This window comes from Micromonospora humidisoli, from assembly GCF_016900955.1.
Taxonomy (GTDB): domain Bacteria; phylum Actinomycetota; class Actinomycetes; order Mycobacteriales; family Micromonosporaceae; genus Micromonospora; species Micromonospora wenchangensis.
On record NZ_JAFEUO010000005.1, the window covers coordinates 91,525 to 111,406 of the forward strand.

The window sequence follows — 19,882 nt, forward strand, 5'->3', positions numbered from 1 at the left end:
CCCGGGCCCGACCGGCCGGTCCCCGCGACGGGGCCGGCCGGTCGGCGTCTGTCCGGGTCAGGCCGGCGCGTCCTCCCGGCGCAGCCTCGCCGACCCGGCACCGACGGAGAACCCGGCGGCCCAGCGGCTCGCGCTGTCGGGGCTGGTCCGGTCGACCAGGTGGTACCAGTCCATCCGGCAGCGCTGCGGGGTCACCTCCAGCACGCCGTAGCCGTGCCCGTCCAGCTCCGTCCACTTCACGTGCGGGTTCGTCGAACGCAGCAGGGTCGCGCCGAGCAGGCTCAGCCCGTTGCCGGCCGGCAGCCCCAGGACGTCGTCGAGGTTGTCGCTGGTCACCGACGGCACCACGAACTCGGCGGCGGCCGGGTTGGTCAACCCCGTCGAGCGGGTGGTCACCTCGCTGGCCCACGAGGTGTGGATGTCGCCGGTGAGGAACACCACGTCCCGGGTGTCGGTGGCCCGCAGGTGGTCGACCAGCCGGTTGCGGTCGGCGTTGTAGCCGTCCCACTGGTCGGGGTTGAGCACCGCGCCGTTCTGCGGGATGCCGAGCAGCTTGGCCAGCGGGCCGAGCAGCCACGCCGGCAGCGAACCCAGGTCGACCCGGGCCATCATCACCGGATTGCCGACCAGTTTCCACTGTGCCGTCGAGCCGGACAGCCCGTCTTCGAGCCACCGTAGCTGGGCCGTGCCGGCGATGGTGCGGGTCGGGTCGTCCACCGCCGTGCCGCCGGCCTGCTGCGACCGGTACGACCGCAGGTCCAGCATGGACAGCTCGGCGAGCCGGCCGAAACGCAACCGCCGGTAGATCGCCCCGTCCGCGCCGATGCGCACCGGCATCCACTCCTGGTACGCCTGCCGGGCGGCGGCGACCCGGTCGGACCACGCGCCCTCGGAGCCCGGGGTGTGGTTCTCCGCCCCGCCCGACCACGCGTCGTTGGCGACCTCGTGGTCGTCCCAGGTGATCACCCAGGGCACGGCGGCGTGCAGCGCCTGCAGGGCCGGGTCGGTCTTGTAGAGCCCGTGCCGGACCCGGTAGTCGGCCAGGGTCAGCGTCTCGTGCTCGGGCACCACCGGGCGGACCACGGTGCCGCCGGCGTCGAATTCGCCGGTGCCGTACTCGTAGAGGTAGTCGCCGAGGTGCACGACCAGGTTGAGGTCGCCCCGGTCGGCCAGCCGCCGGTAGGCCGCGAAGTGCCCGGCCTCCCAGTTCGCGCAGGACACCACGCCCAGCCGCAGCCGGTCGATGGCCGCGTCGGCCGCCGGGGCGGTCATCGTCCGGCCGGTGGGCGACCAGGTGTCGCCGTGGCCGAACCGGTACCAGTACGTGGTGGCCGGGGCCAGCCCGGTCACCGCCACCTTGACGGTGTGGTCGCGGGCGGGGCCGGTCGGTGCCACGCCCTGCGCGGTGACCGTGGCGAAGTCGGGGTCGGCGGCGACCTGCCAGCGCACGTCGACGTCCGGGCCGAGGCCGGAACCGGGCAGCGCCTCGGGGACGGGGGTGACCCGGGTCCACAGCAGAATGCCGTCCGGCAGTGGATCGCCGGAGGCGACCCCGTGCCGGAACGCGCCGGCCGCCGCGTGGGCGGGACCGCTCGCGGCGAGGGTGGCGCCGGCGAGGACGGCGGTGCCGGCGGAGGCGCCGGCAAGGCGCAGCAGGGTACGACGGTCGAGGGTGTTCGTCATGGTCTATGTGTCTACCGGCTGTCGCGGTGCGTCCGCAGCCCCGTGCGGTCAGTGTTCGCCGACGGTTCCCCGGGGGTTGGTGTCGTCCGTGGACGGCGGCTCAGCGACGGTGCGCGGCGCGGTGGTTGAGCACGATGTCGGTGGCGGCGGCGACCAGGGCCAACGCGACGATGCCCATGGCCAGCAGCAGGGAGTGCCGGAACGCGGCGGACCACTGGCCGTCGGTGCTGGCCAGCGACGAGAAGAACAGTGCGCCGACGGCGGCGATGCCGGCGGCGGAGCCGATCCGCTGGCCGGTCTGCAACATGCCGGCCGCGCTGCCCGCCTGCGGTACCGGCACCTCGGACAGGGTCAACGTCTGGTTGGGGGTGATCACCAGGCCGCTGCCCAGCCCGGCGAGCAGCAGCGGCAGCGCGGTGAGCAGCGGGATGGAGCCGTGCGGGTCGCCGCGTAGCACGAACACCACCCCGCCGAGCCCGACCAGCACCATGACCAGCCCGATCCCGACCAGCGGACGGCCGAACCGGGTGACCAGCCGGCCGCCGAGGGCGGCGGCCAGCGCCGACCCGAGGGCGAACGGGGTGATCGCCAGGCCGGCGGTCAACGCCCGGTAGCCGAGCCCGTTCTGCAGGTAGAGGGTGAAGATGAAGAAGATCGCGGTGAAGCCGCCGAAGTAGATGAGCGCGATCACCGCCCCGATCGTGTACGACCGCAGCCGGAACAGCCCCAGGTCGAACAGGGGGGTGCGGGTGCGCCCGTAGCGGTGTTCCCACCATCCGAAGGCGGCCAGGACCACCAGCCCGGCCGGGATCAGCCCCCACTTCCACGGGCTGGGCCACTGTTCCCGCTGCACCAGCGGCAGCAGCAGCAGCGTCACGCCGACGCCGAGCAGCAGCACCCCGACCGGGTCGAGTCGGTGCCGGTCGAGCCGGCCGGCGGCCCGGGTGGGCAGCAGCCGCCAGCCGAGCAGCACCGCCAGCACCCCGACGGGGACGTTGACGAAGAACACCCACCGCCAGCCGTGGTCCTCCCCGCCGAGCTGGATGAGCAACCCGCCCAGCAGGGGGCCGACGGCGGTGGAGATGCCGATGGTCGCGCCGAGCAGGCCGAACGCGCGACCCCGCTCCGCACCCCGGAACAGTTGCTGGATCAGGCCGGTGACCTGCGGGTTGACCACCCCGGCGGCGACGCCCTGCAGCAGCCGGGCGGCGACCAGCCAGGTCGGGGACTGGGCCAGCCCGGCCAGCGCGCTGGTGACGGTGAACAGGGCGACCCCGACGACGAAGGCGTTGCGGCGGCCCCGGGCGTCGCCGAACCGTCCGGCCGGCACCAGGACCAGCCCGAAGGTCAGCGCGTAGCCGGACAGCACCCACTGCAGGTCGCTCGGGCTGGCCTGCAACGCCCGGTCCATCGACGGGACGGCGACGTTGACGATGCTGACGTCCAGCAGGGTCATGAACGCCGCGACGAGGCCGACGCCGAGGGCCTGCCAGCGGCGGCGGTCGTCGGGGTGGCCGGTCACGGGACCGTCGGTGTCGGGGCGGTCGGGCGCGACGGACTGGTGATCGGGCATGCCGCAGCGCTACCCGGGGGCCGGTGCGGCAAACCGGGGGGTCGGCGCGGCGCTGCGGCGCTCACGCCGGCTGGCGGGCGCACCAGCGGGGGCCGAAGTCCAGTCCGGCCAGCGGCGAGTCCTCCCGGTGCAGCAGGCCCTTCTCGGTGAGCTGGTGCAGGGGCGCGTGGACGTCCTGCTCGGCCAGCCCCGCCTCCGCGGCGATCAGGTCGGGGTACGGCACCTGGCCGCGTGTCTCCAGCACGCTGACGGCCTCGTAGACGCGCACCTCGACCTCCGACAGACGTACCTGCTGCATGGTGCCCTCCTTGCCGTGACCCCGGCCGGCCGGTCGGGCGGTCCGGGTGGCGCGGCTTACCCGCTGGCCGCCCGACAATGCCTGCCCGACGGCCGGTCGTGCGCGCCCCCGGGCGGGCCGGTGCCCTACCCTGGACGGCATGATCATCTGGGATCTCGTCGTGGTCGGTGCCGGGCCGGCCGGGCTCAGCGCCGCCCGGGAGGCCGCCGCGGCCGGCGTGCGGACGTTGGTGCTGGACCGGGCCGTGCACCCCCGCTACAAGACCTGCGGGGGTGGCCTGATCGGCACCTCGCTGTCGATGGTGGCCGGCCGGATCGAGGTGCCGGCGCACGACCGGGTCGACCGGGTCACCTTCACCCACGACGGCCGGTGGGGCTTCACCCGCCGGCACGGCACCCCGCTGGTGACCATGGTGCGCCGTGACGAGTTCGACGACCGGCTGCGCGCGGCGGCGGTGTCCGCCGGGGCCGAGGTCCGCGAGGGCGTCGCGGTACGCGCCCTCGACCAGGACCCCGACACGGTACGCGTCCGCCTGGCCGACGGCTCCGAGGTGACCGCCCGGACGGTGATCGGCGCCGACGGTTCCGCCGGGGTGACCGCCCGGCACGTGGGCGTCAGGTACGGCCAGGTGGATCTGGGCCTGGAACGGGAACTGCCGGTGTCACCCGCGCAGGCGGCCCGCTGGCGGGGACGGCTGCTGCTGGACTGGGGCCCGTTCCCCGGCGCGTACGGCTGGGTGTTCCCCAAGGGGGACCTGCTCACCGTCGGTGTGATCGGGGCCCGGGGCGAGGGCGAGCGCACCCGCGCCTACCTGCACGACTTCCTCGACCGGCTGGGCCTGGCGCAGGTGCCCGCCGCGCACGACTCCGGGCACCTGACCCGGTGCCGGGCCGACGACTCGCCGCTTGCCCACGGCCGGGTGCTGGTGGCCGGGGACGCGGCCGGCCTGCTGGAGCCGTGGACCCGGGAGGGGATCAGCTACGCCTTGCGTTCCGGGACGCTGGCCGGCGCGGCGGTCGCCGCCGGTGACCTGGACCGCTACCCCCGCGACGTGCAGGAGCGCCTGGTGCCGTCGATGCGCGCCGGGCGGCGGATGTTGACCCTGTTCGCCCGCCGCCCGGAGCTGTGCCACGCGTTCGTGGCGACCCCGGCCGGCTGGTCGATGTTCGTCCGGTTCTGCCAGGGCCGGCTGAGTTTCGACCGGACCATGGACCGGATGCCGGTGCGGGCCGTGGCGGCCCTGCTGGACCGGCTGCCCGCCCGGGGCCCGCAGCCGGCCGGGTCGCCCGTTCGCTGACCCGCCGGCCGGCGGGCGGGGTCAGGGCACGATCACCGCGCGGCCGTGGATGTCGCCGGCCCGCAGCAGGTCGTACGCCTCGGGCGCGCGCTCCAGCGGGAAGGTCTGCACGTCGGCGGCGAGCAGCCCGGCCCGGCCCAGGGCGATCACCTCCTGGAGTTCGGCCCGGGTGCCCCAGAACGGGACCGTGACGCTGGTCCCGAACGGCACGGTGGGCGGCTCGTCGGCGACCGGCCGCACCGGCAGGGTGCCGCCGCCCAACCCGACCAGCAGCAGCCGGCCGCCGGTGGCGACGACGCCGCGGGCGGTGGTGAGGGTGGCGTCCACCCCGACGCAGTCGATGACCACGTCCGCGCCGTCGGGTGCCGGCCCGACCAGTTCCCGGATCCGGTCGACCGTGTCGGGGCCGGCCGGCACCACGTGGTGCGCGCCGACCCGGGTGGCCAGGTCGAGGGCGGCGACGTTGCTGTCCACCGCGATGATCCGCACGGCGGTGGTGGCGGCGAGGATCTGCACCGCCATGTGCCCCAGGCCGCCGATGCCGATCACCACGACCGACGTCCCCGGCCGCAGGGCCGGCCGGGCCAGCTCGATCGCGTGGTACGGGGTCAGCCCGGCGTCGGTCAGCGGCGCCGCCTGGGTCACCTCCAGGTCACCGACGGGTAGCAGCCGGGAGGCGGGCACCACCACGTGCTCGGCCAGCCCGCCGTCGCGGCTGAGCCCGATCCCGCCGACGGGCACGGTGCGGCACTCGTTCTCCCGGCCCCGCAGGCAGCCCCGGCAGGTGCCGCAGCCGATGATCCCGTAGACGGCGACCCGCTCCCCGGCGGACCAGCCGGTGACGCCGTCGCCGAGGGTGTCCACGGTGCCGGCGATCTCGTGGCCGAGGGTGATCGGGGTGGGGTAGAGGCCCGGCGGGGAATCGAGGATGTGCAGGTCGGAGTGACAGGCACCGACCGCGCCGACGCGTACCAGCACCTCGCCGGGGCCGGGCGTCGGGGTGGGCACCTCCACCTGTTCGAGCACCCCGGGGGCGGTCATCCGTACCGCGCGCATGGTTTCGTCCTCTCGTCGCCGACCGGTTCCCGCGCGCTTACCCCTCCCGCCGGCCTTGATGCCGGGCGCACACTACGGGTCATGAGCGAATCGTTGACCGACGAGCAGCACGCTTTCCTGCGGCACGTCCGCTTCGGGGAGTTGCCGCCGCCGGTCCGCCCCGAGGACCGGACGGCGTCGACCGAGACCGACCCGCCCCGCTACCAGCCCGACCCGACCCCCGGCCGGTACGAGCAGGACCTGCGTTCGGGCGGCTGAGCATGCCGACGGGCCCCGGGGTGCCACCCCGGGGTCCGGCGGCCGGCCGGCGTCGAAGCGACGGCCGGGCGGCTCAGAAGACCGGTGCGCCCGCGCGGACCAGCCGCCAGTTCGGCACGAAGAAGTCGGCCGGGTCGATGGTGCCCTTGGCCTGTGCCCAGTCGATGAGCAGCTGGCGGATCTCCTGCTGCGCGTTGTAGACCTGGGTCTTCACGATGCCGGGGAAGTTCCCGCCGCCGCTGCGCCGGTAGTTGTTCACCGCGACCACGAACTGCGCGTCGGCGGCGACCGGGGTGTCGGTGCCGGGCAGCACCAGCCGGGTGATCCGCTGCCCGACCGGCCGGGAGACGTCGACGTCGTAGTCCAGCCCGGAGATCACGTCGTAGTTGTAGTCGGGCACGGCCGGGTCGCTGATCGTCGCCGGGTCGACGGGTGCGCCGACGGGCAGCGTGGTGAAGTACTTCGCCGAGTACTCCAGGTACGCCTTCACCTCGGCGCCGGTGAGCACCACCGCCTCCAGGGTGTTGTCGTAGACGTACAGCCCGGCGACGTCGCGGATGCGCACGTCGCCCTGCGGGAAGACGGCGGTGCGGCTGAACGGCGCGGCGATCGACAGCACCGGCAGCGCCGCGTACGGGCCGCCGGTGAGCGCGGCGGTGACCACCTCGGTCTGCACGTGGTTGATGAAGTCGAGGATCGGGGTGTCCCGGTAACGCGACTCGGCGGCCGACAGTTCCTGCGTGGACCGGGCGACCACCGTGTTGACGTACCCGACGGTCTTGTCGTGCTGGCCCCGCACGGCGGCGAGCACCGTCGGGTCCTCGACCACGGTGTTGGTGTTGAGCATGGTGGCGCCCTTGGCGACGACCTTCCAGCGGCCCCGCTCCCGGGTCAGGGTGAAGTCCATCCGGGTCAGCCGTTGCCCCCACTTGGACGGTTCGGCGGTGAGCACCTGCGCGCCGGTGGCGGTGTTGGTGACGAACTTCTCGACCACCTCGTTGTGGGCGTGGCCGAACAGGATCGCGTCGATGCCGGGGACCTGTTGGGCGATCAACGCCACCGGGTTCTCGTTGGGCAGCTCCGGGCCGTAGCTGGAGGTGCCGCTGTCGCCACCGTGGGCGGAGATGATGACCAGGTCCGCGCCCCGCTGCCGCATGACCGGCACCCACTTCGCGGCGGTCTCCACCATGTCGGGGAAGACCAGCTTGCCCTCGACGTTGCCCTTGTCCCAGATGGCCACCCCGGGGTTGGTCAGGCCGAGGATGCCCACGGTCAGGGTCGGCGAGCCGGGGCCGCCGGGCCGCACCCGCTTGAGCACGTACGGCTGGAACGCCGGCCTACCGGTCCTCGCGTTCACCGCGTTCGCGGCCAGCGCCGGGAAGCCCAACTGGCCGATCCAGGTCGCCAGCAGCGGCAGCCCGTAGTTGAACTCGTGGTTGCCCAGCGTCACGGCGTCGTACCGCAGGATGTTCATCGCGCGGGCCATCGGGTGCGTCGCGCCGGTGACGGTGATCGGCTCCTGCTTGGCGTAGTACGTGGCCAGCGGGGTGCCCTGGATGGTGTCGCCGGCGTCGAGGACCAGGGTGGCCCGGCCCCGGCGCTCGGCGCGGATCTGGTTGACCAGGGTGGCGAGCTTGGCGATGCCGACGTCGTTGTGCTTGCTGTCGTCGAACTCGGCGTCGCGGTAGTAGTCCCAGTTGTAGACGTTGCCGTGGGTGTCCGAGGTGCCCAGGACGGTCAGGTCCCAGGTCTTCGGACCCTTCGGGCCCTGCCGCCCGGCCGCCTGGGCCGGCGCGCCGGCGATCAGCGGGGCGGTGGCCGCGGCGGCGGCGACGGCCAGCACCTGACGGCGCGAAGCGCCGGAGGAGGAGGTCATGGGGGTGCCCTTCGACGGGGATGGACGCGCCTCGTAAGCGCCGTTGCGCACCATAACGAGCAGCGGTCACTCCTGCCACAGTGGCCCGCACTGTTCGGCCACCGCGCCGTCGGCGGCCACCTGCCGGTCACACCGCCGTCGTCGGGTGCCCGGCGCGGGTTGTTTCCGGCCGGTCCGCGGGGGTAGGTGACCAGGTGACCCAGAAGGGACCAAACCAGGCAGGGAGCCGCACGGTGAGCCAGGACCAGTACACCCCGCAGGACCCGAACGCCCAGTACGGCCACCAGGAGGGTCAACCGGCGCAGCAGCAGTCGACGCCCGGCCGGACCGACCGGATGGGGCCGGAGCCCGACCACGGCGAGTCGTCGTACCGGGGCAGTGACCGGTTGGCGGGCAAGCGGGCCCTGATCACCGGCGGTGACTCGGGCATCGGCCGGGCGGTGGCGATCGCGTTCGCCCGGGAGGGCGCCGACGTGGTGGTGTCCTACCTCGACGAGGACGAGGACGCCGACGCCCGGGAGACGGTCCGGCTGGTCGAGCAGGCCGGCCGGCGTGGGGTCGCGGTGCGCACCGACCTGACCGACGAGCAGCACTGCCGTGACCTGGTCGACCGGACGGTGACCGAACTCGGCGGCCTGGACATCCTGGTGAACAACGCGGCCTACCAGATGGCCCAGGACGACGGCATCGAGGCGATCAGCACCGACCAGTTCGACCGGGTGATGAAGACCAACCTGTACGCGATGTTCTGGCTGTGCCGCAGCGCCCTGCCGCACCTGAAGGAGGGCGCGACGATCATCAACACCACCTCCATCCAGGCGTACGACCCGTCGCCGCCGCTGCTGGACTACGCCACCACCAAGGCGGGCATCGCCAACTTCACCAAGGGGCTCGCCGCGCAGCTCGCCGACCGGGGCATCCGGGTCAACGCGGTCGCGCCCGGCCCGATCTGGACGCCGCTGATCCCGGCGACCATGCCGCCTGAGAAGGTGGAGAAGTTCGGCACCGACACCCCGCTGGGCCGGCCCGGGCAGCCCGCCGAACTGGCACCCGCGTACGTCTTCTTCGCCTCGCAGGAGTCCAGCTACGTCACCGGGGAGATCCTGGGCGTGACCGGCGGCCGGTTCACCAGGTGATCCACCCGTCCGCCGGGCCGGGACGCCGGCCCCGGCCCGGCGGTCAGCGGGGCCAGTCGGCCAGCCGGCGGCGGACCTGCGCGATCCGCGCCGGGTCCAGGCCGTAGCGGGCGAGCCGCCGGTCCGGCAGCCGGTCCAGGTAGCGGCCGGCGGCCCGGACGTCCTCGTCGGCCAGCGCCGGGTCCACCTGCCGGGCCAGCCTCAGCAGCTCGGCGACCGGGTACTGCGCCAGCGCGGCGGCGACGTCGATGTAGTCGCGGGCCTCCCGCCGGTTGACCAGGGCGGCGGTCTTGTTGGCGATCAGGTCGCGGACGTCCATCACCGGGCCGAGGTCCATCACCACCGGCGAGCGGTACCGGTCGAGGCGGGCCAGGCTGAGCCGGATCTGCCGGTCGTCCCGGCCGACCACGAAGTCCCGGATGTCCCGGTCGAAGCCCTCGAACAGGTCACCGAGGTCGCTGTCCGGGTCGGCCGCCGCGACGGTGTACCCGGCACGTTCCAGCGCGGCGCACACCTCCGCCGCCGCGGCCTCGGCGGCCCCCTCCACGTCGGCGAACAGGTCGACGTCCTCGGTGGGGCGGGTGACCAGGCCGTGCGCCGCCCACGCCACCCCGCCGCCGAGGACGAACCGGTGCGGCCCGGCCGCGGTGAGGGCGACCCGGGCGACCTCCCGGTAGAAGTCGTGCAGGTGGGTCACGCGGTCCGCAGACCCCGGTGCCGGCTCTCCCAGGCCGACCGGACCCCCCGGGGCAGGTTGAGCCGTCGCCACACCCGGCACAGGGTGCGTCCGTCGATCAACGCCCGCAGGTCGTCGGCGCGGGTGGTCTCGCGCAGCACGTTCTCGTACAGCCAGAGCAGGTCGTCCGGGTCGGCCAGGTCGAACGTGCGCTCGCTGCTCCACATCAGCCGCACCGGCAGCTCCACCGTCCCGCCCGTGGGGCCGGTCAGCTCCGCCAGGGTGCGCGCCACCACCACCGGCCGACCCGGCCGGGCCAGCGGGGTGGCGGTCGCCAGGGTGGCCTGCATGCTGTCAGGGTAACGCCGCCGCGACCTGCTCCGGCACGCGGCTTTCCGCAGGACGTCGTCGGCCGGGCCCGTCGCGACCCGGCGGGCACGGCCGACGCGGGGTATCCTGGTGGGCAGGAGCGTCGGTGTGTCCAGTGTCCCCGGGCCTCACCTGAATTGCCGTCGCGGAGTTCCGTTCGGCTGGAGCCGCGTTGCGCCACGCGCCGAGAGGCGACATGCACACCGGCGCTCCGCCACCGTGATCGCTGCCCCCGACCGGACCGGTCGGGGGCAGCGCCGTGTCGGTGGGCAAAGATCCTCGCATCCTCCGCCCCGCTGGCCTATGTTCAGAGGGTCGGATCAGGCGGGGAGGGAGGGGCGCGGTGGGTCTGCGTACCTTCATCGCGGGCTGGCCGGTCTACCGGCAGCTCACCGGCACCGACCCGCTCGGCCGGGGCGCGGCGGCGCAGTCGGACCGGTCCGCCGGGTTGACCGCCCGCACCGAGACCGCCGACCGGGTGGTCCGCTCGGTCTGCCCGTACTGCGCGGTCGGCTGCGGGCAGCGGGTGTACGTCTCCGACGGGCAGGTCACCCAGATCGAGGGCGACCCGGACAGCCCGATCTCCCGGGGGCGGCTCTGCCCGAAGGGCTCGGCCAGCCGGAGCCTGGTGACCAGCCCGCTGCGGCAGACCACGGTCCGCTACCGCCGGCCGTATTCCACCGACTGGGAGGACCTGGACCTCGACACCGCGCTGGACATGATCGCCGATCGGGTCCTCGCCGCCCGCGAGCAGACCTGGGAGGACGTCGACGGCGACGGCCGGCCACTGCACCGCACGCTGGGCATCTCCAGCCTCGGCGGGGCGACGCTGGACAACGAGGAGAACTACCTCATCAAGAAGCTGTTCACCGCGATGGGGGCACTCCAGATCGAGAACCAGGCCCGCATTTGACACTCCGCCACCGTCCCCGGTCTGGGGGCCAGCTTCGGTCGCGGTGGCGCGACGGACTTCCAACAGGACCTCGCCAACGCTGACGTCATCGTCATCCAGGGGTCGAACATGGCCGAGGCCCATCCGGTGGGCTTCCAGTGGGTCATGGAGGCCAAGCGGCGCGGCGCGAAGGTCTTCCACGTCGATCCCCGGTTCACCCGCACCAGCGCGGTGGCCGACTCGTACCTGCCGATCCGGGCGGGCACCGACATCGCCCTGCTCGGTGGGGTGGTGCGCTACATCCTGGACAACGAGCTGGACTTCCGGGAGTACGTGCTGGCGTACACCAACGCGGCGACGATCGTCAGCGAGCAGTTCGCCGACACCGAGGACGGCGACGGCCTGTTCTCCGGCTACGACCCGAACACCGACAGCTACGTGCAGACCAGCTGGCAGTACGCCGGGCACGAGGGGGACTCCGGCAGCGGGCACACCGCCAAGGAACGCGACAGCGCGGCCGGCCTGCGGCACGAGTCGCACGGCGCGCAGGTGCACGGGCAGACCGAGCGGGACGAGACGCTCCAGCATCCGCGCTGCGTCTACCAGATCCTGCGCCGGCACTTCGCCCGGTACACCCCGGAGATGGTGGAGCGGGTCTGCGGCATCCCCCGGGAAAAATTCCTGGAGCTGGCGCGGGCCTGGACGGAGAACTCCGGCCGGGACCGCACCGGCGCCCTGGTCTACTCGGTGGGCTGGACCCAGCACAGCGTCGGCGTGCAGTACATCCGCACCGGGGCGATCATCCAGTTGCTGCTGGGCAACATGGGTCGTCCGGGTGGTGGCATCCTGGCGTTGCGCGGGCACGCCAGCATCCAGGGCTCCACCGACATCCCGACGCTGTTCAACCTGCTGCCCGGCTATCTGCCGATGCCGCACCACGCCGACCACCCGACGTTCGACGACTGGGTGGACAGCATCCGCCACCCCGGGCAGAAGGGTTTCTGGGGCAACGCGCGGGCGTACGCGGCGAGCCTGCTCACGGCGTACTGGGGGGACGCGGCGACGCCGGAGAACGACTTCTGTTACGACCACCTGCCCCGGATGACCGGCGACCACGGCACCTACCAGCAGGTGCTGAACATGATCGACGGCAAGATCAAGGGGTACTTCCTGCTCGGCCAGAACCCGGCGGTCGGCTCGGCGCACGGGCGGGCGCAGCGGCTCGGCATGGCCAACCTGGACTGGCTGGTGGTCCGCGACCTGTTCATGATCGAGAGCGCCACCTTCTGGAAGAACGGCCCGGAGGTGGCCACCGGCGAGATCGTCCCGACCGAGTGCCGCACCGAGGTGTTCTTCCTGCCGGCCGCGTCGCACGTGGAGAAGGAGGGCACCTTCACCCAGACCCAGCGGCTGTTGCAGTGGCGGGACAAGGCCGTCGAGCCGCCTGGCGACGCCCGCTCCGAGCTGTGGTTCTTCTACCACCTGGGGCGGCGGCTGCGGGAGAAGCTGGCCGGCTCCCCCCACCGGCGCGACCGCGCCCTGCTCGACCTGGCCTGGGACTACCCCCTGCACGGCCCGCACGCCGAGCCGAGCGCCGAGGCGGTGCTGCGCGAGATCAACGGCTACGACGTGGCCACCGGTCGCCCGCTGTCCTCGTTCACCGAGGCCAGGGACGACGGCTCCACCGCTGTGGGCTGCTGGATCTACTCCGGCGTCTACGCCGACGGCGTCAACCAGGCCGCCCGGCGGAAGTCCCGGCACGAGCAGGACTGGGTGGCCGCGCAGTGGGGTTGGGCGTGGCCGGCGAACCGGCGCATCCTCTACAACCGGGCGTCGGCCGACCCGCAGGGCCGCCCGTGGAGCGACCGCAAGAAGTACGTCTGGTGGGACCCGCAGGCCGGCGAGTGGACCGGCTACGACGTGCCGGACTTCGAGAAGACGAAACCGCCGACGTACCGCCCGCCGCAGGGGGCGTCGGGCCCGGCGGCGCTGGCCGGCGACGACCCGTTCGTCATGCAGGCCGACGGCAAGGGCTGGCTGTACGCGCCGAGCGGGGTGCTCGACGGTCCGCTGCCGACGCACTACGAGCCGGCGGAGTCGCCGATGCGCAACCCGCTCTACGGCCAGCAGGCCAACCCCACCCGCAAGGTCTACGCCCATCCGGTGAACTCGGTGAATCCGAGCCCGCCGCAGCAGCACAGCCAGGTCTTCCCGTACGTGTTCACGGTCAGCCGGCTCACCGAGCACCACACCGCCGGGGCGATGAGCCGGACGGTGCGCCCGCTGGCCGAGCTGCAACCGGAGATGTTCGTGGAGGTGTCCCCGGAGTTGGCCGCCGAGGCGGGGCTTACCCATCTCGGCTGGGCGCACCTGATCAGCGCCCGCGCCGTGATCGAGGCGAAGGTGCTGGTCACCGACCGGCTCACCCCGTTGCGGGTGGACGGTCGGGTGATCCACCAGCTCTGGCTGCCGTACCACTTCGGGTACGAGGGCCTGGTCACCGGCGACTCGGCCAACGACCTGTTCGGCATCACCCTGGACCCGAACGTGCTCATCCAGGAGAGCAAGGTCGGCACCTGTGACATCCGGCCGGGCCGGCGACCGACCGGCCCGCCGTTGCGGGACCTGGTGGAGGACTACCGTCGACGGGCCGGCATCGTGCCCGGTGAACGTCCGCCGACGGTGACGACCCGGGTCCGCCGGCCGGCGGGTCGCAGCGACGACGGGCCACGGGAGAAGGGCGCCGACCATGCCTGACGGCAACAGCCTGTACGGCCCGCTCGATCCGGCCCCGGACGCGGGCTGGACGTCCGCCGGCCCCCGGATGGGGTTCTTCACCGACACCAGCGTCTGTATCGGCTGCAAGGCCTGCGAGGTGGCCTGCAAGGAGTGGAACGCCGTCCCCGAGTCCGGCTTCGACCTGCTCGGCATGTCGTACGACAACACCGGCGCGTTGACCGCGAACTCCTGGCGGCACGTGGCCTTCGTCGAACAGCCGGTCCCGGCCGGGCACCGCAGCGCGGCGTTCGCCGGGAACCCGACAGGCGGTTCGGCGGCCGCGACGTCGGCGGCGGTCGCCGCCGGCACCGGCAGCACCGGCGGTACCACCCCGGGCGTACCCCCGGGTGACCCCGACGCCGCCGCCCGGATGGCCAGCCCGACCACCGCCACCCCGGACGCCACGGCGGCCGGGTCGGCCACCCGCTTCCTCGGGATGCCCGGTGCCGCGCCACCCGGCCGGGGCACCGGTGCCGAGTCCCGCACCGACTTCCGCTGGCTGATGATGTCGGACGTCTGCAAGCACTGCACCCACGCCGCCTGCCTGGACGTCTGCCCCACCGGGTCGCTGTTCCGCACCGAGTTCGGCACCGTCGTGGTGCAGGAGGACATCTGCAACGGCTGCGGCTACTGCATCTCCGCCTGCCCGTACGGGGTGATCGATCAGCGCAAGGGCGACGGCCGGGCGTGGAAGTGCACGTTGTGCTACGACCGCCTCGGCGCGGGGATGACCCCGGCCTGCGCCCAGGCGTGCCCGACCGAGTCCATCCAGTACGGTCCCCTCGACGAGCTGCGCGGGCGGGCCGCGCAGCGGGTCGCCACGCTGCACGAGCGGGGCGTGCCGGAAGCCCGGCTCTACGGCCACGACCCGACCGACGGTGTCGGCGGCGACGGCGCGTTCTTCCTCCTCCTCGACGAGCCCGAGGTGTACGGCCTGCCCCCGGACCCGGTGGTCACCACCCGGGACCTGCCCCGGATGTGGCGGCGGGCCGGGCTGGCGGCGCTGGCCATGACGGCGGCGGCCGTCGCCGCGTTCGTCGGAGGATCGTCGTGAGCGCGGGCCGGATCCCGGTGGGGGAGCGGTTCCGGGGCTTCCGTGCCCGGCTCGCGGCCGACGGCGTGCGCTCCTCCACCCGGCTCGGCCACGGCCCGAAGGTCGGTGCCGGCCCGGCCGGAGCCCTCGGCCCGGCCGACGCTGCCGACGCGCCGGTCGTCGTACCGCCCCGGGACGTGCCGCCGGTGGCGCGGCGGCGGGGCGGGCGCGGCGGCGAGGAACTGCGCGTGCCGGAGGCGGAGTTCACCTCCTACTACGGCCGGCCGATCCTCAAGGCCCCGGTGTGGCGGTGGGACATCGCCGCGTACCTGTTCACCGGCGGGTTGGCCGCCGGGTCGTCGCTGCTGGCCGCCGGGGGGCAGCTCACCGGCCGGCCGGCGCTGCGCCGGGCCGGTCGGGTCACCGCGTTGGGCGCGGTCACCGCCAGCGCCTACTTCCTCATCAACGACCTGGGTCGGCCGGCCCGGTTCCACCACATGCTGCGGGTGGCGAAACCGACCTCACCGATGTCGGTGGGCACCTGGATCCTCACCGCCTACGGCCCGGCCGCCGGGTTGGCCGCCGTCGCCGAGGGTGCACCGCTGCTGCCGGCACGCGGCGTGTTCTCCCCGGTGCGTCGGCTGCTGCCGCCGGCCGGGCAGGCCGCCGGGTTGGCCGCCGCCGTCGTCGCGCCCGCGCTGGCCACGTACACCGGGGTGCTGCTGGCCGGCACGGCGGTGCCGTCCTGGCACGAGGCGTACCCGGAGCTGCCGACCATCTTCGCGGGCAGCGCCCTGGCCAGCGGTGCCGGTGTGGGGCTGCTCGCCGCGCCCTGCGCCCAGGCCGGGCCGGCCCGTCGGATGGCGGTGGCCGGGGCGGCGCTGGAGCTGTGGGGCGCGCACTCGGTGGAGACCCGGCTGGGCCTGCTCAGTGAGCCCTACCGGCTCGGTACGGCGGGTCGGCTGCTGCGCGCCGGTCGGCTGCTCACCGCCGCCGGGGTGGTCGGTGCGCTGGCCGGGCGGCGCAGCCGGGTGCTGTCCGCGCTGTCCGGCACGGCGCTGCTGGCCGCGTCGGTGGCCACCCGGTTCGGCATCTTCCACGGTGGGGTGGCCTCGGCGCGGGATCCGAAGTACACGGTGCTGCCGCAGCGCGAACGCCTCCGCCGCCGGCAGTCCGGGCTGGTCTGACACCCGCCGCACTACCGGGGCGGGCCTGTGGTTGACTCGGGGGCGGAGGCGTTCAGGCGGCTGGTGCCCCTCCCAGCCTTCAAAGCTGGTGTGGTCCGGGATCCGGGCCAGGCGGGTTCGATTCCCGTCCGTCTCCGCCAACCACCGGGGGGATGACACGCATGGGTGAGGCGGCGGCCGATCCGCGTCGGCGGGTGCCCCGCACCGACACGCTGCTGGCCGATCCGGCGTTGGCCGCGGCGGTGGCGACCCTCGGCCGGGCCCGGGTCAAGGCGGCCGTCGGCCGTGCCCAGCAGCGGGCCCGGCACGGCGAGATCACCCCCGGCGAGGTCCGCGACGCGGCCATCGCCGCGCTGCCCGCCCCGACCCCCCGGGCGGTGCTCAACGCCACCGGGGTGGTGCTGCACACCAACCTCGGCCGGGCCGTGCTCTCCCCGGCCGCCGTCGACGCGCTGGTCGCCGCCGCTGGCAGCACCGACGTGGAACTGGACCTGGTCACCGGCCGCCGGGCCCGGCGGGGCCGCGACGCGCTGGCCGCGCTGGCCGCCGCGGTGCCCGACGCCGCAGCCGTGCACGTGGTCAACAACGGGGCGGCGGCCCTGGTGCTCGCCGCGACCGCGCTGGCCGCCGGCCGGGAGATCGTGGTCAGCCGGGGCGAACTGGTGGAGATCGGCGACGGGTTCCGCCTGCCCGACCTGCTGGCCAGCACCGGTGCCCGGCTGCACGAGGTCGGCACCACCAACCGCACCACCCGCGACGACTACGCCCGGGCGGTCGGCCCGGACACCGGGTTCGTGCTGAAGGTGCACCCGTCCAACTTCGTCGTCACCGGCTTCACCTCGGCCGTCGGGGTCGACGAGCTGGCCACCCTCGGCGTGCCGGTGGTCGTCGACATCGGTTCGGGTCTGCTCACCGCCGATCCGCTGCTGCCCGCCGAGCCGGACGCGGCGGGCACCCTGCGGGCCGGGGCGCACCTGGTCACCGCCAGCGGCGACAAGCTTCTCGGCGGCCCGCAGGCCGGGCTGCTGCTCGGCGACGCCGACCTGGTCGATTTGGTGCGTCGGCACCCGCTGGCGCGGGCGCTGCGGGTCGACAAGCTGACCCTCGCCGCGTTGGCGGCCACCCTGCACGGGCCGACCACCCCGACCCGCGACGCCCTGCACGCCGACCCGGCCGTGCTGCGGGACCGCTGCGAACGGCTGCGCGACGCCCTCGGCGCGGCGGGCCGCAAGGCCGAGGTGGTGCCCAGCGTCGCCGTGGTCGGCGGGGGCGGCGCACCCGGCGTCGAGCTGGACTCGTGGGCGTTGAGCCTGCCCGAACGGTACGCCGCCGCGCTGCGGCTGGGTGATCCACCGGTGCTCGGCCGGGTGGTCCGGGGACGACTGCTGCTGGATCTGCGCTGCGTCCCCGCCGACGCCGACGACACGCTGCGCGACGTGGTGTTGCGGACGGCCGAGTAGAGATGCACGTCCTCGCCACCGCCGGGCACGTCGACCACGGCAAGTCCACCCTGGTCCGGGCGTTGACCGGGATGGAACCGGACCGCTGGGCGGAGGAACGCCGCCGGGGCATGACCATCGACCTCGGTTTCGCCTGGACCACCCTGCCCGGCGGCGACCCGGTCGCCTTCGTCGACGTGCCGGGGCACGAACGGTTCGTGCCGAACATGCTGGCCGGAGTGGGGCCGGTGCCGGCCGCGCTGGTGGTGGTCGCCGCCGACGAGGGGTGGATGCCGCAGTCGGCCGAACATCTGGCCGCCCTGCACGCCCTCGGCGTGTCCCATGGGCTGCTGGTGGTGACCCGGGCCGACCTGGCCGATCCGGGGCCGGCGACGGCGCAGGCCCGCGCCCGGCTCGCGGCGACCTCGCTCGGCGCGGTGGAGGCGGTGGCGGTCAGCGCCGTCACCGGCGTGGGCCTGCCGCAGCTGCGCGCCGCCCTGGACCGGCTGGTCGCCCGGCTGCCTGCGCCGGACACCGCCCGGCCGGTGCGGCTGTGGATCGACAGGGCGTTCACCATCCGGGGCAGCGGCACCGTGGTCACCGGCACCCTCGGCGGCGGCGAGCTGCGCGTCGGCGACCGGTTGACGCTCGCCACCACCGGTGAACCGGTCCGGGTGCGGGGCCTGCACCGGCTGGGGACGCCCGCGCAGCGGGTCGCCGCGGTGGCCCGGGTCGCGGTCAACCTGCGCGGGGTGCCCCGGGAACGGCTCGGGCGCGGCGACGCGCTGCTCACCCCCGACCGGTTCCACCGCACCGACCTGGTCGACGTGCGGCTGGCCGGTGATCCGGCAGGTGACCTGCCGGCCACGCTGACCCTGCACGTCGGGTCGGCGGCCGTTCCCGTCCGGGTCCGGCCGCTGGGCGGCGACACCGTACGGCTGCGGCTGGACCGTCCGCTGCCGCTGCTGACCGGGGACCGGGCGTTGCTGCGTGACCCGGGCCGGCACCACGTCTGCGGTGGGGTGACGGTGCTGGACGTGGCCCCGCCGCCGCTGTCGCGTCGGGGCGCCGCCGCCGTCCGCGCCGCCGTCCTGGCCGACCTGGACGGGCGTCCCGACCTGGCCGGTGAGCTGCGCCGCCGGCGGCTCGTGCGGGCCGCCGAGCTGACCCGGATGGGTGTCCCCGGCGACGCCACCCCGGTCGTCGGGGACTGGTTGGCCGATCCGGGGCACTGGCGGTGGCTGGGGGTGCGGCTGGTCGAGGAGGTGACCGCCTGGGCGGCGGCGCACCCGCTGGAGCCGGACGCCCCGACTGAGGCGTTACGCCAACGCCTCGGCCTGCCCGACCGGGCTCTGGTGGAGGCGCTGGTCCGGCCGCCGTTGACGCTGCGGGCCGGCCGGATCGGCGTCGGCGTGCCCGGGCTGCCCGAGCCGGTGGCCCGCGCCCTCGACCGGGTCCGGGGCGAGTTCGCCGCCCACCCGTTCCGCGCCCCGGAGGCCGACCGGCTCACCGCGCTGGGCCTGGGCCCCCGGGAGGTGGGCGCCGCCGTGCGGGCCGGTGCGCTGCTGCGGCTGGCCGACAACGTGGTGCTGCTGCCCGACGCCGCCGACGCCGCGGTGCGGGTGCTCGCCCGGCTGCCGCAGCCGTTCACGCTCAGCGCCGCCCGGCAGGCCCTGGACACCACCCGCCGGGTGGCGGTGCCCCTGCTGGAGCTGCTCGACCGGCGCGGGGTGACCCGACGGCTGCCCGACGACGCCCGGCTGGTCGTCGGCTCCGGTTGACCGGCAGGTGTCTGCGTGACGTGGTGGCGGCGAACCGCCTCCGGCCCGGCGCGGGGTCGCCTACCGTGACGCCATGGACCCTTCGGCGGTCTGGCGGGACCGGAACCATCGCTGGCGGATCGAGGCGTACCGGGCGCCGGACCTGCGGTTCGCCATCTTCGCCACCAACGGCACCACCGAGTCGGCCCCGCTGTGGTTGTTCGGCATGGCGGCGCTGGCCCGCTGGTTGATGAGCCACGCCATCTCCCTGGACGACCTGGAGACGGTCTGACCGGGGGTGTCGCCCGGACGGGGGAATCCGCTCGGACTGTCCGCCTGCGCGCCGGGGGCGCGCTTACGGTGCGGGGCGTGAAGGACCGAGGAATACGGACATTTCTGGCGGTGCTCGCCGGCCTCGCGGTGATCTACTTCGGGGTGACCGGGCACCGCTCCACCGAGGACGGCGGCGGGGTCTCCGGCGGTGTGGTGCTGTTGGCCCTGCTGGCCGCCCTGCTGGTGTGGTACCTGACCAAGCCGGCGGGCAACAAGCCGGTCGACTGACCGGCCGCGC

The 19,882-nt window shown here is 74.5% G+C and carries 16 protein-coding genes, 1 tRNA gene and 1 pseudogene; 11 read left to right on the plus strand and 7 right to left on the minus strand.

Annotated elements, in window-relative coordinates:
• Window positions 1-57: 57 nt before the first annotated feature.
• From JQN84_RS19110 to JQN84_RS19120, 3 genes are all read right to left on the minus strand, one after another.
• Window positions 58-1,683: an alkaline phosphatase D family protein gene (locus tag JQN84_RS19110; protein ID WP_204959753.1), complete on the minus strand. Its 1,626-nt coding sequence runs from the start codon at window positions 1,681-1,683 to the stop codon at window positions 58-60.
• A gap of 100 nt (window positions 1,684-1,783) precedes the next feature.
• On the minus strand, window positions 1,784-3,256 hold the full coding sequence (locus JQN84_RS19115; RefSeq protein ID WP_204959754.1) for an MFS transporter: 1,473 nt from the start codon (window positions 3,254-3,256) through the stop codon (window positions 1,784-1,786).
• A 61-nt stretch (window positions 3,257-3,317) separates the two neighbouring features.
• Window positions 3,318-3,554 carry a hypothetical protein gene (locus JQN84_RS19120; protein WP_204959755.1) on the minus strand — a complete coding sequence of 79 codons (237 nt, stop codon included), beginning with the start codon at window positions 3,552-3,554 and terminating at the stop codon, window positions 3,318-3,320.
• 139 nt (window positions 3,555-3,693) lie between these two features.
• Here JQN84_RS19120 and JQN84_RS19125 point away from each other — a divergent pair, with 139 nt between their 5' ends.
• Entirely contained in the window at window positions 3,694-4,851 is a 1,158-nt protein-coding gene (locus tag JQN84_RS19125; RefSeq protein ID WP_204959756.1) for a geranylgeranyl reductase family protein, read from the plus strand.
• Window positions 4,852-4,872: 21 nt separating this feature from the next.
• Here the strand turns inward: JQN84_RS19125 and JQN84_RS19130 are convergent, their stop codons facing one another.
• Complete coding sequence (locus JQN84_RS19130) at window positions 4,873-5,907, minus strand: NAD(P)-dependent alcohol dehydrogenase (protein WP_204959757.1); 1,035 nt, start codon at window positions 5,905-5,907, stop codon at window positions 4,873-4,875.
• Between the two features lie 81 nt (window positions 5,908-5,988).
• Here JQN84_RS19130 and JQN84_RS19135 point away from each other — a divergent pair, with 81 nt between their 5' ends.
• A complete protein-coding gene (locus tag JQN84_RS19135) occupies window positions 5,989-6,165 on the plus strand; it encodes a hypothetical protein (RefSeq protein WP_204959758.1) in 177 nt (58 codons plus the stop codon).
• Between the two features lie 73 nt (window positions 6,166-6,238).
• Here JQN84_RS19135 and JQN84_RS19140 read toward each other — a convergent pair whose 3' ends face one another.
• Window positions 6,239-8,041, minus strand: a complete 1,803-nt coding sequence (locus JQN84_RS19140; RefSeq protein WP_204959759.1) for a bifunctional metallophosphatase/5'-nucleotidase — start codon at window positions 8,039-8,041, stop codon at window positions 6,239-6,241.
• A 233-nt stretch (window positions 8,042-8,274) separates the two neighbouring features.
• On the opposite strand from JQN84_RS19140, the gene JQN84_RS19145 reads away from it, so the two are divergent.
• The gene (locus JQN84_RS19145) at window positions 8,275-9,177 is read left to right on the plus strand and encodes an SDR family oxidoreductase (RefSeq protein ID WP_307821325.1); all 903 of its coding nucleotides are present in this window, start codon (window positions 8,275-8,277) and stop codon (window positions 9,175-9,177) included.
• A gap of 43 nt (window positions 9,178-9,220) precedes the next feature.
• Here the strand turns inward: JQN84_RS19145 and JQN84_RS19150 are convergent, their stop codons facing one another.
• Window positions 9,221-9,874, minus strand: a complete 654-nt coding sequence (locus JQN84_RS19150) for a nucleotidyl transferase AbiEii/AbiGii toxin family protein (protein WP_204959760.1) — start codon at window positions 9,872-9,874, stop codon at window positions 9,221-9,223.
• Window positions 9,871-10,203 (minus strand): hypothetical protein, encoded by a 333-nt coding sequence (locus JQN84_RS19155; protein WP_204959761.1) that lies wholly within the window; start codon window positions 10,201-10,203, stop codon window positions 9,871-9,873. Before JQN84_RS19155 ends, JQN84_RS19150 begins: the two co-directional genes overlap by 4 nt.
• A gap of 362 nt (window positions 10,204-10,565) precedes the next feature.
• Between JQN84_RS19155 and fdh the strand changes: the two are divergent.
• From fdh to JQN84_RS19200, 8 genes and pseudogenes are all read left to right on the plus strand, one after another.
• A pseudogene (fdh, locus tag JQN84_RS19165) lies at window positions 10,566-13,805 on the plus strand (formate dehydrogenase); the annotation flags it as partial.
• A 58-nt stretch (window positions 13,806-13,863) separates the two neighbouring features.
• Entirely contained in the window at window positions 13,864-14,946 is a 1,083-nt protein-coding gene (locus JQN84_RS19170) for a 4Fe-4S dicluster domain-containing protein (protein WP_204959764.1), read from the plus strand.
• Entirely contained in the window at window positions 14,943-16,112 is a 1,170-nt protein-coding gene (gene nrfD / locus JQN84_RS19175) for an NrfD/PsrC family molybdoenzyme membrane anchor subunit (RefSeq protein ID WP_204959765.1), read from the plus strand. The genes JQN84_RS19170 and nrfD overlap by 4 nt, the downstream gene beginning before the upstream one ends.
• A gap of 44 nt (window positions 16,113-16,156) precedes the next feature.
• Window positions 16,157-16,252: transfer RNA gene (locus JQN84_RS19180), tRNA-Sec, on the plus strand.
• A 21-nt stretch (window positions 16,253-16,273) separates the two neighbouring features.
• The gene (gene selA / locus JQN84_RS19185; RefSeq protein ID WP_204959766.1) at window positions 16,274-17,572 is read left to right on the plus strand and encodes an L-seryl-tRNA(Sec) selenium transferase; all 1,299 of its coding nucleotides are present in this window, start codon (window positions 16,274-16,276) and stop codon (window positions 17,570-17,572) included.
• Between the two features lie 2 nt (window positions 17,573-17,574).
• A complete protein-coding gene (selB, locus tag JQN84_RS19190; RefSeq protein WP_204959767.1) occupies window positions 17,575-19,332 on the plus strand; it encodes a selenocysteine-specific translation elongation factor in 1,758 nt (585 codons plus the stop codon).
• 73 nt (window positions 19,333-19,405) lie between these two features.
• Window positions 19,406-19,603: a hypothetical protein gene (locus JQN84_RS19195; protein WP_204959768.1), complete on the plus strand. Its 198-nt coding sequence runs from the start codon at window positions 19,406-19,408 to the stop codon at window positions 19,601-19,603.
• 77 nt (window positions 19,604-19,680) lie between these two features.
• Window positions 19,681-19,872 (plus strand): hypothetical protein, encoded by a 192-nt coding sequence (locus JQN84_RS19200; RefSeq protein WP_088645872.1) that lies wholly within the window; start codon window positions 19,681-19,683, stop codon window positions 19,870-19,872.
• The last annotated feature ends 10 nt before the right edge of the window (window positions 19,873-19,882 follow it).

What these genes read in the sequence shown, in the direction of transcription:
- JQN84_RS19110 (WP_204959753.1), bottom strand. Translation starts at nt 1,683, where the DNA reads ATGACGAACACCCTCGACCGTCGTACCCTGCTGCGCCTTGCCGGCGCC.
- JQN84_RS19115 (WP_204959754.1), bottom strand. Translation starts at nt 3,256, where the DNA reads ATGCCCGATCACCAGTCCGTCGCGCCCGACCGCCCCGACACCGACGGT.
- JQN84_RS19120 (WP_204959755.1), bottom strand. Translation starts at nt 3,554, where the DNA reads ATGCAGCAGGTACGTCTGTCGGAGGTCGAGGTGCGCGTCTACGAGGCC.
- JQN84_RS19125 (WP_204959756.1), top strand. Translation starts at nt 3,694, where the DNA reads ATGATCATCTGGGATCTCGTCGTGGTCGGTGCCGGGCCGGCCGGGCTC.
- JQN84_RS19130 (WP_204959757.1), bottom strand. Translation starts at nt 5,907, where the DNA reads ATGCGCGCGGTACGGATGACCGCCCCCGGGGTGCTCGAACAGGTGGAG.
- JQN84_RS19135 (WP_204959758.1), top strand. Translation starts at nt 5,989, where the DNA reads ATGAGCGAATCGTTGACCGACGAGCAGCACGCTTTCCTGCGGCACGTC.
- JQN84_RS19140 (WP_204959759.1), bottom strand. Translation starts at nt 8,041, where the DNA reads ATGACCTCCTCCTCCGGCGCTTCGCGCCGTCAGGTGCTGGCCGTCGCC.
- JQN84_RS19155 (WP_204959761.1), bottom strand. Translation starts at nt 10,203, where the DNA reads ATGCAGGCCACCCTGGCGACCGCCACCCCGCTGGCCCGGCCGGGTCGG.
- JQN84_RS19170 (WP_204959764.1), top strand. Translation starts at nt 13,864, where the DNA reads ATGCCTGACGGCAACAGCCTGTACGGCCCGCTCGATCCGGCCCCGGAC.
- selA (WP_204959766.1), top strand. Translation starts at nt 16,274, where the DNA reads ATGGGTGAGGCGGCGGCCGATCCGCGTCGGCGGGTGCCCCGCACCGAC.
- selB (WP_204959767.1), top strand. Translation starts at nt 17,575, where the DNA reads ATGCACGTCCTCGCCACCGCCGGGCACGTCGACCACGGCAAGTCCACC.
- JQN84_RS19195 (WP_204959768.1), top strand. Translation starts at nt 19,406, where the DNA reads ATGGACCCTTCGGCGGTCTGGCGGGACCGGAACCATCGCTGGCGGATC.